The following is a 334-nucleotide window of genomic DNA, read 5'->3' as shown; positions in this document are numbered from 1 at the left end:
CGTCCAACGAGATGGGACGAACGGTCCGTTCACCGGGGGAGGACGGGAGCGGTTCGAGCCGTGCGGGGGCGGCCACGAGCCGTTCGGAGCGAACGGACCGTTCGACCAACGAGATGGGACGAACGGTCCGTTCACCCGACTTGCGCGCGGTGGCGGTCAGGACCCGGTGATCGGGGCCGAAGCGGAGTGAACGGACCGTTCGTCCAACCAGATGAGGCAAACGGTCCGTTCACTCGGTGATAACCGCTGCCGCACTCCGGGCGGAGTGGGGGGGGCCCCAGGGGGCCCCAAGGAGGGGGCGGCGGGGGGGGGACCCCCCCGACACCCCGGCGCG

This window comes from Saccharopolyspora sp. 6V, assembly GCF_020176785.1.
GTDB lineage: Bacteria > Actinomycetota > Actinomycetes > Mycobacteriales > Pseudonocardiaceae > Saccharopolyspora_C > Saccharopolyspora_C gregorii.
The sequence above is the reverse complement of the archived record's forward strand: the minus strand, read 5'-3'. Positions refer to the sequence as shown.